At 46.1% G+C, this 13,080-nt stretch carries 12 protein-coding genes; 7 read left to right on the top strand and 5 right to left on the bottom strand.

All coding sequences use genetic code 11. From position 1 onward, the window contains the following. Positions 1-13 precede the first annotated feature (13 nt). The 5 genes from ACQRBN_RS01435 to malQ all read right to left on the bottom strand — a co-directional run bounded on the left by ACQRBN_RS01435 (position 14) and on the right by malQ (position 6,425). Positions 14-1,387 (bottom strand): UDP-N-acetylmuramoyl-tripeptide--D-alanyl-D-alanine ligase, encoded by a 1,374-nt coding sequence (locus ACQRBN_RS01435; protein ID WP_427737130.1) that lies wholly within the window; start codon positions 1,385-1,387, stop codon positions 14-16. A gap of 121 nt (positions 1,388-1,508) precedes the next feature. Continuing rightward, positions 1,509-2,576, bottom strand: a complete 1,068-nt coding sequence (locus ACQRBN_RS01430; RefSeq protein WP_427737129.1) for a D-alanine--D-alanine ligase family protein — start codon at positions 2,574-2,576, stop codon at positions 1,509-1,511. Between the two features lie 16 nt (positions 2,577-2,592). Next, positions 2,593-4,047 (bottom strand): nicotinate phosphoribosyltransferase, encoded by a 1,455-nt coding sequence (locus tag ACQRBN_RS01425; protein ID WP_427737128.1) that lies wholly within the window; start codon positions 4,045-4,047, stop codon positions 2,593-2,595. A 119-nt stretch (positions 4,048-4,166) separates the two neighbouring features. Then, positions 4,167-4,901, bottom strand: coding sequence for a lysophospholipid acyltransferase family protein (locus tag ACQRBN_RS01420; RefSeq protein WP_427737127.1), 735 nt, complete (start codon positions 4,899-4,901; stop codon positions 4,167-4,169). An 18-nt stretch (positions 4,902-4,919) separates the two neighbouring features. Then, on the bottom strand, positions 4,920-6,425 hold the full coding sequence (malQ, locus tag ACQRBN_RS01415) for a 4-alpha-glucanotransferase (protein WP_427737125.1): 1,506 nt from the start codon (positions 6,423-6,425) through the stop codon (positions 4,920-4,922). 226 nt (positions 6,426-6,651) lie between these two features. Between malQ and ACQRBN_RS01410 the strand changes: the two genes are divergently transcribed. From ACQRBN_RS01410 to ACQRBN_RS01380, 7 genes are all read left to right on the top strand, one after another. Further along, positions 6,652-7,092 carry a protease complex subunit PrcB family protein gene (locus ACQRBN_RS01410; RefSeq protein WP_427737124.1) on the top strand — a complete coding sequence of 147 codons (441 nt, stop codon included), beginning with the start codon at positions 6,652-6,654 and terminating at the stop codon, positions 7,090-7,092. A 90-nt stretch (positions 7,093-7,182) separates the two neighbouring features. Next, positions 7,183-8,742, top strand: a complete 1,560-nt coding sequence (locus ACQRBN_RS01405) for a DUF3794 and LysM peptidoglycan-binding domain-containing protein (RefSeq protein ID WP_427737123.1) — start codon at positions 7,183-7,185, stop codon at positions 8,740-8,742. 73 nt (positions 8,743-8,815) lie between these two features. After that, on the top strand, positions 8,816-9,691 hold the full coding sequence (gene ispE / locus ACQRBN_RS01400; protein ID WP_427737121.1) for a 4-(cytidine 5'-diphospho)-2-C-methyl-D-erythritol kinase: 876 nt from the start codon (positions 8,816-8,818) through the stop codon (positions 9,689-9,691). 3 nt (positions 9,692-9,694) lie between these two features. Then, positions 9,695-10,372 (top strand): GntR family transcriptional regulator, encoded by a 678-nt coding sequence (locus tag ACQRBN_RS01395; RefSeq protein WP_427737120.1) that lies wholly within the window; start codon positions 9,695-9,697, stop codon positions 10,370-10,372. Positions 10,373-10,442: 70 nt separating this feature from the next. Continuing rightward, positions 10,443-11,126 (top strand): stage II sporulation protein R, encoded by a 684-nt coding sequence (gene spoIIR, locus ACQRBN_RS01390; RefSeq protein WP_427737119.1) that lies wholly within the window; start codon positions 10,443-10,445, stop codon positions 11,124-11,126. 23 nt (positions 11,127-11,149) lie between these two features. Continuing rightward, positions 11,150-12,334 (top strand): cation diffusion facilitator family transporter, encoded by a 1,185-nt coding sequence (locus tag ACQRBN_RS01385; protein ID WP_427737118.1) that lies wholly within the window; start codon positions 11,150-11,152, stop codon positions 12,332-12,334. Next, entirely contained in the window at positions 12,321-13,037 is a 717-nt protein-coding gene (locus ACQRBN_RS01380) for an acyl-[acyl-carrier-protein] thioesterase (RefSeq protein ID WP_427737117.1), read from the top strand. The genes ACQRBN_RS01385 and ACQRBN_RS01380 overlap by 14 nt, the downstream gene beginning before the upstream one ends. Positions 13,038-13,080: the final 43 nt, after the last annotated feature.

Below are 13,080 nucleotides of genomic sequence, written 5' to 3'. Positions count from 1 at the left end.
GCAATAACTCCTATTACATGTTTTTCAAGGCATCTACAATCTCTGGGAATTCCATGCCATGAGAAGCCTTTACAAGAACATTATCCCCATCTTGGATAATATCATCCGCAGCCGCGAGGAAATCAGCCTTTGTCTCGAACCAGAGTCCCTGAGTGGAGGAGTTGCTTTCGGTCACACCTGCAATCAGGTCTTTTGCAAGGCCGCCAATTCCGCATACGAGATCAATACCTTGTTCGGCAGCGTATTTGCCGACTTCGCGGTGAAGTTCCTGCTCGTTATTCCCAAGTTCGCCCATGTTGCCAAGGATAGCAACTTTACGGCCGATTGCCATATTCAGGACATCAATGGATGCTTTCATGGAGATTGGATTCGCATTGTAGCAGTCATCCAGAATAATCAGTCGTGCAGTCTTAATGATATTGTTGCGTCCTGGAATGGAAGGAAGCCCTTCGATACCAGCTTTTATCTCATCTGGTGTCAGCCCAAGTGTATAGCCGACTGCCGTTCCGGCAAGTGCATTGGATACCATATGGATACCCGGCAGCGGAACAACGCAGTCAAAAGAAGCGCCATCCGGCAGGTGAATGGTACAGGCGGTTCCGCGAAGGCCTAAGGGTTCAATCCGGTCGGCACGGAATTGATTGTTATCGTCAAGTCCGAAGAAGATAGGAGTAACGCCTTTGATAGGACCTGTCTTTGACAGAAGATCATCATCTCCGTTCAGAATGATGGTTCCGCCATCTTTCATGTCCTGGATCATCTGAGTCTTCTCCTGATAGATTCCTTCTCTCGTCTTGAAGAACTCCAGATGTGCAACTCCGATATTTGTAATGACACAGATATCCGGGCTTGATACAGAAGAGAGGCGGCGCATCTCTCCAAAATGATTCACACCCATCTCCAGGATTGCTACCTGATGTTCTTCGTTCATCTCGAAAATGGTAATCGGAAGTCCCCATTCATTATTGAAGTTGCCTAATGTCTTATGTACGTTATATTTCTGAGATACAACAGAAGCGATCATCTCTTTTGTACTCGTCTTTCCAACGCTTCCGGTAATACCGACTACCTTAATGTCGAAGGAGTCACGGTAGAGTTTGGCAATATCGAGAAGTGCCTGCCCGGTAGATTCCACCAGGATATAAGGATAGTCAGTCTCACCAAGATCCTCGTGGGATACTACGCAGAGTGCGCCTTTTTCGATGGTGTCAGGGATGAATTTGTGGGCGTTGAATCTGGCACCGTCAATAGCAACGAAGAGATATCCTGGCTTTACCTTGCGGCTGTCGATTACAACCCCTTTTACTTCCTGACCAAGAAGGCTATCGTTCCCGCGATAGGTGCCATTACAGGCTTTTGTAATATTTTCTAAAGTGAGGTTTTTCATAATGCTGCTTTCCTCCTTGAAATCGTGTATTTTGCGATATTATTTTTAATAAAAATGTCAGACCAAAGAAGTATTCTCACATCTTTGGCCTGTTGTCTGTAAAGGGTTTACTGTAAAGGGTTCAGCGATAGCGTGCCTTGTAGGATTCCTCAATAATCCTGTCGCATAAGTCGCCATACTCAATTCCGGCAGCTCTTGCAGCCTTAGGCATCAGACTTGCCGGTGTCATTCCCGGCAGTGCATTCATCTCAAGACAGTAGAATCTGCCATCGGCATCATCAACGATGAAATCAGCACGAGAGTAAACATCCATTCGAAGTGCTTCGAATGCTTTCTCGCCGGCAGCCTGGATTGCTTTCTGTGTATCTTCGTCTATGGATATCGGAGGGCAGATCTCCTGAGCGCCGCCGTCCTGATATTTGTTCTCATAATCGAAGACGCCATCCTTCGGGATGATCTCAACCAGAGGGAGGGCTTTGCCAGCCAGGATACCGCAGGCGAATTCACGTCCTTTGATGTAAGGCTCAATCACAACTTCGTCCTCGTGGTTCACATCGAAGGATTCATGAATTGCATTCGTATATTCTTCTTCTGTGTGGACAATATATACGCCGATACTGGAGCCTCCGGAGCAAGGCTTTACAATCAAAGGAAGGTAATAGCCAAGTTCGCTAAGAGGAGTATCCTTCGTCTCCTGAGTAAGGGAAGTTCCGCGCGGTGTAGGAACGTCTGCAGATTTGAAGATCTGCTTGGTCACAAGTTTATTCATAGATACGGCACAGCCCAGGGAATTCGGTCCGGTATACTTGATGCCAAGGATATCGAAAGTTGCCTGTAATTTGCCGTTCTCTCCTACGGAACCGTGAAGTCCCATGAAAGTAATGTCTGCCATGCGGCACAGTTCGATGACATTCGGTCCTAAGTAACAGTCAGACTGGTCCGGACGGGATTTTTTCAGTGCTTCAAGGTCCGGAGCAGTTGTCTTGATGCCTTCTGCAATTTCAAGACCGGCACCCGGCAGATCGAAGACTTCTTCCAATTTACCAGAATCATAAGGGAATCCGAAGAAGACATCCATTAAGAATGCCTGATGCCCCTTTTCTCTTAAGGTTCTGCAGATCCCAGCACCTGAGATCAATGATACGTCACGTTCAGGACTGAGTCCGCCTGCTAATACAATAATCTTCATATGATATAGTCTCCTTTTATTCAGTAATACTCATTTGATCTAGTAATGATTTCTTCACTTCGTAAAGTTTTGGCGACAGATCCACGTATACCTGGTGAGGATAGAAGAGTCGTTTGGTTTCCTCCCACAGAGTCTTCTTCTCCTGCTTGCAGTATTCGGCGATCTCTCTCACAGAAGGTGACTTATAGATGCATTCTCCATTCTTGAAGATCGGGACAAGAATCTCCCGCATCGTATAAGAGCCGCCCGGAAGTTTGGTCTTCTTCCATGTCTCGATTGGATCAAACAGAAGTAGATCCTCGCTGGTATCAAATGTCTCTCCTGCGAAACAGATCAGGTCGGCTTTTACTTTGCCCGTTGTTTTATCATAGATCCGATAGATCGTTTTGTTACCAGGATTTGTGATTTTTTCTGTATTTTCGGATATTTTAATCTTCGGTACGAATACGCCTTCTTCGTTCTGGATCGCAGCCAGTTTATATACGCCGCCGAAAGACGGGTTGTCCTTGGAAGTGATCAGATTCGTGCCGACACCCCAGGAGTCGATTGCTGCACCCTGCATCTTAAGGTCGTGCAGAAGATGCTCGTCCAGGTCATTGGAAGCGCAGATCGATGCATCGGTGAAGCCGGCCCCGTCCAGCATCTTACGGGCTTCTTTGGACAGATATGCAAGGTCGCCGCTGTCCAGGCGGATTCCGTACTTCTTAAATGGTTTTCCGGCATCTCTGAATTCCTGGAATACACGGATGGCATTCGGAACTCCGGACTTCAATGTATCGTAAGTGTCAACCAGCAGTGTACAGTTATCAGGATACAGTTCCGCATAGTATTTAAATGCGGTATATTCATCCTTGAAACTCATGATCCAACTGTGGGCATGGGTTCCCATCACAGGCACATCGAAGAGTTTGCCAGCCAGGACGTTCGACGTTCCGACACAGCCACCAATGATGGCAGCTCTGGCACCGTACAGTCCGGCATCCGGTCCCTGGGCTCTTCTTAAGCCGAATTCCATGATTCCGTCCCCGTCGGCAGCGAATACGACACGGGATGCCTTGGTAGCGATCAGAGACTGGTGGTTGACAATATTAAGGATTGCTGTCTCTACGAGCTGGGCTTCCATAATCGGTGCAATGACCTTAAGCAGAGGTTCTTTTGGAAATACGACCGTTCCTTCCGGGATGGCGTAGATATCTCCGCTAAAATGAAAACCGCTCAAATAATGAAGAAAATCTTCGCTGAATATTCCGAGACCTCTCAGATAATCGACATCATCATAAGTAAAATTCAGATTCTTAATATAGTCAATGACCTGTTCCAGTCCGGCACAGACGGAGTAGCCATTGTTACAAGGATTCTGCCGGAAGAATACGTCAAAGATAACTTTTTCGTTCTGTCCTTTGGCATAATAGCCCTGCATCATGGTAAGTTCGTACAAGTCTGTCAGCAAAGTTAGATCTTGTCTGTTCATTTCTTTTTATTACTCCTTTGATTTGGCAGTACAAATGACTGCATAATAGTATGAATGTAAATTCTGTTTTATTATAGCACCAGAACGGATAAATGTAAAAGAAAAAGTAAGACAGGCGCTTATACAAGCGCCTGGTTCTTATGAATGGTTTCCCGAATAATGTTCTGACAGTATTCTCCGATATGTTTCTTTGTCTCTTTGTCAAGATCTTTCATATAGATTGGTTTCCCGTACTCCAATACTACATGAGTCTTTTTGATCCGTGGCAGATGACCTTCGAAGATATCGATGGTATTGTTCATGGACATAGGCACAATCGCACATCCTGATTTCTCCGCAATTTTAAATGAGCCATTGTGGAATGGCAGCAAACTGAGTTCTTCGCCATCGTTGCGGGTTCCTTCCGGAAAGATACAGATGGATATGCCATTCTTCACATAATCAATCGCTTGAAGAATCGTCTTCAATCCCTCTTTCGGATTGTCACGATCAAGGAAGAGACAATAGAGCCGTTTCATCCAGTCACGAAGAAGCGGGTAACGCAGCATCTCTTTCTTGGCAACATATCCGGTCAGGTGCTTGCATCGTGAATAGGTCAGCAGGATGTCAAAATAACTTCTGTGATTCCCGATAAAAAGCACTGGCTCGTCTGGTACATTCTCTTCTCCGATTACAGTTACTTCTACGCCGGCAATCTTAAGAATCACCTTGAATGCCCACTGAACGATGCGAAGGCTCTGATAATCACTGGCTTCTTTGTTGAACCTGCCGATGATCCATTCAATTCCGAGTACCGGAATTCCAAGCAGCAGGAAAAGGAATAAAAATAATGCTACGAATATAATTCTTATCATCGGTATGGTTCCTCCTGTCTAATATCTTCCATATAATCTGGACATATCTTTTAGTTTTTTGGCAAGTTCCGGTGTGAGTACACCTTCTTTATAACGCCAGCTCCAGTTGCCGGCCGCAACGCCCGGCGTATTCATACGTGCAGAGGAACCGTATCCAAGCACATCCTGCATCGGGAAGATGGCATAACGTGCAATACTTCCAAGTGCGGTGCCGATCAGGTCGTGGCTAATGTACGCAACATCCGTGCAATGTGTATAGCGGCATACTTTATCCTGGCATTCTGGATTCAGCGTCATGTACCAGCCAAGCGTAGTGTCATTGTCATGGGTTCCTGTGTAGCATACGCAGTCAGGATTCGTGAACTGGTGCGGAAGGTATGAGCCTTCTCCTGTGGAGTCGAATGCGAACTGCAATACCTTCATCCCTGGGAAATGGAATGCTTCGCGGAGCGCATCCACTTCAGCCGTAATAATACCTAGATCCTCCGCAATGATCGGAAGATCATCACCCAACGCATTCTGAATTGCCTGGAATAATTCATAGCCAGGTGCTTTCACCCATTCGCCATTGATCGCGGTCTCTTCGCCGTAAGGGATAGACCAGTAAGCCTCGAAGCCGCGGAAATGATCAATTCTAAGGATATCCAGTGAACTTAACTGATGGCGGATACGTGAAATCCACCACGCGAAGCCTTCCTGCATATGGGCATCCCACGCATACAGCGGATTGCCCCATAACTGTCCGGTTGCTGAGAAATAATCCGGCGGCACGCCTGCAACTTTTAACGGATAGCCTTTGGAATCCAACTGGAACAGGTGCTGGTTCGCCCATACATCAGCGCTGTCCATTGATACGAAGATCGGAATGTCCCCAATAATCTGAACTCCGTGCTTATTGGCATAAGATTTTAACTGCAGCCATTCATCGAAGAAGATAAACTGCAGGAACTGATAGAAGCCGATCTCATATGACATAGTATCTCGAAGGTGCGCCTTGAATTCTTCTGTAGGGAGGCGGTATTCATCGTCCCACTCCAGCCAGCTCGCACCGTTATTGGCATCTTTGCATGCCATGAATAATGCATAATCATTCAGCCAGTAACGCTCCTCTTCGATAAACTGACAGAAGGCGCGTGCCAGTGGTTCATTGTGATAATCCGGAGCAGCGAAACGTGAATAGGCAGTTTTAAATATGTTCTGCTTCCATGGGATAATGCTTCCGTAATCGATATGCTCTGGGCCCGAGACAGGGCAATCAGCCAGGACGGAAGCGTCGATCAGTTCCAGTTCTTTCAGATGGGAAAGGCTGATCAAAAGAGGCTGTCCGGCAAAGGCAGAGAAACTCTGATAAGGAGAATCTCCGTATCCAGTGTGTGTCAATGGGAGAATCTGCCATAGATGCTGTCCTGCCTCCGTAAGAAAATCTACAAATTCGTATGCTGCTTCGCCCAGGTCTCCGATTCCATATGGGGAAGGAAGGGACGTTGGGTGGAGCAGGATACCCGAAAGTCTTTGGTTGTTCATAATAATTCTCCTTCACATTATTTTCCATAATATAAAAACCATTATACTACAAAATTGGAATTTTTCCTAGAGTCGGTGTGTATGATATTAGGGGAAGAGGTGTGTTTTTTATGTGACAGGGGGAGGCAGTGGAAAAAAACAGCGGTTGGTGGAGTGAGGATGAAAAAGTGAGGCTGAGGGGGATGTTAAAGGATGGATGCTGTTAATTTAGGAGGTGTCAGGTCGTATGGCAAAACGTGGGTTTAAGAAGGTTTTTTGCAGGATGAAGCTGCTGGGAGGGATGGCGATTGTGGTGAGTTGTCTGGGGGTGGCTGGGTGTTCGGTGGAGAAGGTGGAGGCGGAGAAGGTGAGAGACGTGGAGTTTACGGTGGTGGACCGGGAGGATGTGCCGGAGGAACTGCTGGGGGAGATTGAGGAGGCCAAAGAGGAGGAGATGAAGTTAAGTTATGGGGATGACGGGTATCTGTATGTGGCGAGAGGGTATGGATGCCGGGAGACTACGGGGTACAGCGTTGAAGCCACGGAGTGTTATGAGACCAAGGATAGTGTCCGGGTTAAGACCAGGCTTCTGGGACCGGGGAAGGAGGAGAAGATTCTTGACAGGGAGACGTATCCTTATGTGGTGATCAAGATGGAATATGTGGATAAACCGGTGGTGTATGATTGATGGATTGTAAGATCATATGAAGCGAGAGGCATATGAATTGTTCAGGCGATGTTTGAGATCTGACGGTGATAATATAGGAGGTTCAAGAAGATGGAATATGTAACAAAACAGATGCATACTTACAGGACGGGGAAGACGATTACGGATCAGTTCTATATAGATGATGATTATAATGTACCGGATGCCAAGAGCGATGTGAAGAGAGTGATTCTAGGAGAAGGCACTCTGTCTGTAGAGGACATGAAAGTTGTGGAGAATTACATAAGGGTTGCGGGAAAACTGAATTTTAAGGTGTTGTATGTGACGGATGAGGGAGAGGCACGTCTTTCAAGTCTGGAGGGGCGGATTCCTTTTGAGGAAATGGTCTATCTGGAGGAAGAACCGGTGGGGAATCTTTTCATCCAGTCTTCCAGTGTGGATCTGACGGTGACAGCAATTCATTCCAGAAAATTGAATATTAAGACGTTGGCGGAACTTGCCATCTGTTCCGAAGGAAAGCGGGAGGCAGAGATTACGGTGGATGTTGACGGAGATATCTCGTTGTATAAGAGATTCGAGAACAAAGAACTTTTGAAAGTATTTGCGACGAAGAAGGATACTTACCGGATTAAAGAAGAAGTATCGATCGGAGGAACGAAGGAGAATATAGGGACGCTGCTTTGGACGGAAGTGACCAGCAGAAAACTGGATACCAGACTTGAGGCGGATGAACTAAAACTGCAGGGAGAGTTGCTGTTGTTCTGTTTCTATGAATCGCTGGATGGGAAGACGGACTGGATTGAACAGACAATTCCCTATGAGGGACGAATAGAATGTTATGGAGCGCAGGATAATATGTATCATCAGATCTATCCGGAACTTGCAGATGTGAATATTGATGTGAGGATGGACGAAGATGGTGAGATGCGTCTGATTGGAGTGGAAGCAACTCTGGAGGTGCGTTTGATCGTATATGAAGAAGAACGCCTGGATGTGCTTGCGGATGTCTACTCTCTGAAGCAGACGTGTACGCCGAAACTCTCAGAAGAAATGATGGAACAGCTTCTGATGCAGAATCATTCCAAATGCAAGGTGACCGAGCAGTTGTCATTGCCTGAGATTAAGGATGACATTCTGCAGATTTGCCATAACAGTGCAAGAATTCAGATCGAGCACACTGAGGTGGCAGAGGGCGGAATCCAGATAGAAGGGGTGCTGCATATCAGTTTTCTGTATGTGAAAGCGGATGATGAGATTCCGTTTGATACCTGGCAGGGAATGATTCCGTTCTCATACCTGTTGGAAAGCAATGAGACATCGGAGGATATGACTTATGGATTGACCTATGCCGTGGAGCAGCTCTCGATCGGTCTGCTTGGAACAGACAAAATAGAGATCAAGGCGGTGCTGGCGTTCCATAGTTTCTTGAAAAAACCTGTACGACTTAAGAATATCGGAGAGATTGATTTCCAGCCGATTGACATGGAGGAGATGGAGAAACGTCCCGGAATCACAGGATATATTGTGCGGGATGGGGATGTTCTGTGGGATCTGGCGAAAAGATATCATACAACGGTAGAAGGGATCAAAGAGGTAAATGAACTTGACACGGATGAGATAAAATCTGGCGATAGGATATTGATTTTTAAAGAAAATATGAGTATACTATAAGTACACTGTATACAAGATACAGAATGTAAAGTGCAGGATATAGAGCATAAGGCATATTACAAGGAGCGCACATATGGATAAATTAGAATTAAAAGCACTGGGAAAGATCAATCTGGGGTTGGATGTGTTAGGAAGAAGAGAGAATGGCTATCATGATGTACGCATGGTAATGCAGACGGTCTATCTCTACGATCAGATACGGATTGAGAAGACGAAGCAGCCGGGAATCCGTCTGTTTACCAACCTCTTCTATCTTCCTGTGAATGAGAATAACCTCGCATATAAGGCGGCAAGTCTGCTGATGGAGGAGTTTCAGATTAAGGAAGGCGTGAAGATTACGTTGGATAAACATATTCCGGTTGCGGCAGGAATGGCTGGGGGCAGTTCGAATGCGGCAGCAGTCCTGTTCGGAATCAATCGTATGTTTTCCCTGGGACTATCCCAGGAGGAATTGATGAAGCGTGGAGTGGCACTGGGAGCGGATGTGCCTTATTGCATCATGAGAGGAACGGTGTTGGCAGAAGGAATCGGCGAGATTCTGACACCGCTTCCGGCGATGCCGAAGTGCTGCGTGCTGATTGCCAAACCGCCAATCAGTGTATCTACGAAGCTTGTGTATGAGAAACTGGATTCTCACGAGATCACAGATCATCCGGACATTGATGGAATCCTCGCAGGGCTTGAGGAAGAGAATCTGGAACAGATTGCATCGTGTATGGGTAATGTGCTGGAGAAGGTAACCATAGAAGAATATCCGATCATCGAGGAGATTAAGATGGTGATGAAGAAGGAGGGTGCCCTGAATGCAATGATGAGCGGCAGCGGTCCTACAGTATTCGGTCTCTATGATGATAAGCAGAAGGCGAAACATGCAGCACAAAAGATAAAGGAATTACGATTAGCAAAGCAGGCGTACGTAACCAGCGTACATAATGCAAGGAGGAAATAAAAGATGGAACCGAATTTTAAAGTCAATATGAATGAATATCTGCCGCTTAGAGATGTGGTGTTCAATACGCTTCGCCAGGCAATCTTAAGAGGCGAGTTAAAGCCGGGAGAGAGACTGATGGAGATTCAGTTGGCGAACAAACTTGGAGTCAGCCGGACTCCAATCAGAGAAGCAATCCGAAAACTGGAACTGGAAGGTCTGGTGCTGATGATTCCAAGAAAGGGAGCAGAGGTTGCAGACATCACAGAGAAAAGCATGAGGGATGTTCTGGAGGTTCGCAAAGCCTTAGAAGAACTTGCCGTTCAGCTTACCTGTGATAAGATTACCAAAGAACAGATCCGGGAACTGGAGGAAGCAGCAGAAGAATTCAAGAGGATATTGGAAAGCAGTGATGTTACAGAGATTGCGGAAGCAGACGTGCATTTCCACGATATTATCTATAAAGCAACCGATAATCAGAGATTGATTCAGCTTCTGAATAATCTGGGAGAGCAGATGTACCGTTACCGTGTGGAATATCTTAAGAATCCAGAAGCATATCCGCAGCTGGTCGCGGAGCATGAAGAGATTATCCGTCATATTGAGAGAAAAGAAAAAGAGAAGGCAACTGAGATTGTGTGTAAGCACATTGATAATCAGGTAGAAGCGGTGATCGATGTGATCCGTATGAAGAATAATTAATATAAATATGAATAAAAGCCATTTTATATGTCAAGACTCCTGATAACAGTTTAAAGGAGGCGCAGTACATATGAATTGGGAGAAAGAATTTGCAAAGAGATATAGAATCAAGCAGGCGATCTGTGTTATACTGGGAGTCTGTATTGCGTGGCTGCTTACAGTGGTATTGGTGGAACGTGGGATGATGCGGGTGGATGCCAAGATGTCTGCGACTCAGCAGGGACTGGCAGAAGAAGTGTTCCGCTTCCATGTTCTGGCAAACAGTGACAGCGAGGAAGACCAAGCGGTAAAATTGAAGGTCAGAGATGCCGTAATTGCGTATATGAAGGATAGCATGGCGCAGGAACTGGAAGAAGAACCGGATGGGAAGGCAACGAAGGCATGGGCGGGAAGCCATCTGGAAGAATTTGAAGAAGTGGCAGACCGGGTGATCAGGGAGGAAGGGTATTCTTATACTTCCAAAGCCTCTGTGGAGTTCTGTTATTTCCCGGATAAACGATATGGAGATATCGTATTCCCTCAGGGGAATTATGAGGCTCTTAGAATCAAACTGGGAAGTGCCAAAGGGCATAATTGGTGGTGTGTTCTTTATCCGAATCTATGCTTCACCAATGCAACTTGTGCGGTGGTCAGTGAGGAAGGAAAGGAAGACCTGAAAGAAGCGCTGACAGCCGAGGAATATGAGATGGTTACAGCCACGTCAGACTTTAAGATAAGATGGTTTTTCTTTGGAGATGTCGCCAAAGAAGAATAGAGAAAACATGGAGGCAGTTTTTCATGACTGAATTTTTGGTAAGACATTTTGTAAAGGATTATGAAGAGATAGAGAAGGTGTCTGTCAGAACCGCCTATGGAGTGTTGGCGAGTGTGGTAGGCATCTTTTGTAATGTGATTTTATTCATAGTAAAATGGATCATTGGCTATCTGCTGCACAGTATCTCTGTTATGGCAGATGCATTCAATAATCTGTCAGATGCAGGCTCTTCGATCATCGGGCTGGTAGGTGTGAAGATGGCGAGTAAGCCGGCAGACAGAGATCATCCGTTTGGGCACGGAAGAATCGAGTATATCGCGGCGCTGGTCGTAGCATTTTTGGTATTGCAGGTGGGATTTACATTCTTCAAAGATGCGATTGGGAAGATCCGGCATCCGGAGGTGCTGAAGTTCCAGGCTGTGTCTGTCCTGATTCTGGTGCTGTCTATCGGCGTAAAATTATGGATGAGTTATTTTAATCGGAAGTTGGGAAAGAAGATTGATTCCAAAGTGATGCTTGCGACGGCGGCGGATGCTATGGGAGATGTGATCACGACATCAGCAACCATCGTATCGATTATCTTTTTCGGTGTGACCGGGATTAATATTGATGGTTTTGTAGGGCTTGGAGTATCGTTGGTGGTCATGTGGGCTGGCGTTGGAATTGCGAAGGATACACTGGAACCGTTGATCGGAGAAGCGGTGGCACCGGAAGAATATGCAAGGATCTCGAATTTCGTAGAGGGATATAAAGGGATTATGGGAAGCCATGATCTGATTGTACATAATTATGGACCTGGCAGGAGTATGGCTTCGATTCATGCAGAGGTGCCCAATGATGTGGATATTGAGGTGTCTCATGAGATTATCGACCGGATTGAGCGGGATGCAATTAAGAAGTTAGGTATATTTCTGGTGATCCATATGGACCCGGTGGAAACGAAAGATGTGCATGTCATTCAGGTACGTAAGCAAGTAGAGCAGATCTTAGATGCGGTAGATCCGGTGGTAACGATTCATGATTTTCGGATGGTAGATGGGAAAGAACAGATCAATCTGATCTTCGATATGGTGGTGCCTTTTGAATATGATAAGAAAAAACAGGATGAATTACGGACGACACTGATCAAACTGTTGCAGATCGCGGATCAGAGGTATCAGTGTGTCATTACGATAGAAAGGAGTTACGTAGCCAGTGCAAAGGAATAATCAGTATACATTCGACAGCAGAATCCGGTTCAGCGAGGTGGATCATACGAAACGGATCACACTGCCGGGAATCATCAATTATTTTCAGGATTGCAGTACGTTCCATTCAGAGAGCCTGGGTATGGGAATCGATTACTGTACAGAGCATAAGAGGGCGTGGATATTGTCTTCCTGGCAGGTGGTGGTGGAACGCTATCCGGAACTTGGAGAATCGGTTCAGGTCAGCACTTGGGCTACGGATTTCAAGGGCTTGTATGGAATCCGTAACTTCTGTATGAAGGATGAGGCGCATCAGAATGTTGCATATGCCAATTCCATATGGGTTTACATGGATGTGGAGAAGGGAAGACCTGTGAAACCGGATGCAGCAGAGATCGAACTCTACGGCATCGGGGAGCCTCTTGAGATGGAGTATGCGCCAAGGAAGATCACGCTTCCGGAAGAAGTCCGGCAGCTGGATGCATTTCCGGTAAGGAAATATCATATTGACACGAATGAGCATGTGAATAACTGCCAGTATGTGCAGATGGCATTGGAAGTGCTGCCGGGGGAGATGGAAGTTCAGAATCTTCGGGTTGAATATAAGAAGTCAGCGATATATGGGGATATGATTCATCCGAAACTGGCAGTTGAGGATGAGCGGACGGTTGTGGAACTGTGTGATGAGGCAGGGAAGCCATATGCAGTTGTAGAACTGAAATAGATATCAGATACAGTGGAACTGAAAACAGTAGAGAAAGGAAGCA

The sequence above is a fragment of the Bariatricus sp. SGI.154 genome (assembly GCF_050313795.1).
Lineage (GTDB): Bacteria > Bacillota > Clostridia > Lachnospirales > Lachnospiraceae > CAMBRQ01.
The sequence above is the reverse complement of the archived record's forward strand: the minus strand, read 5'-3'. Positions and strand labels throughout refer to the sequence as shown.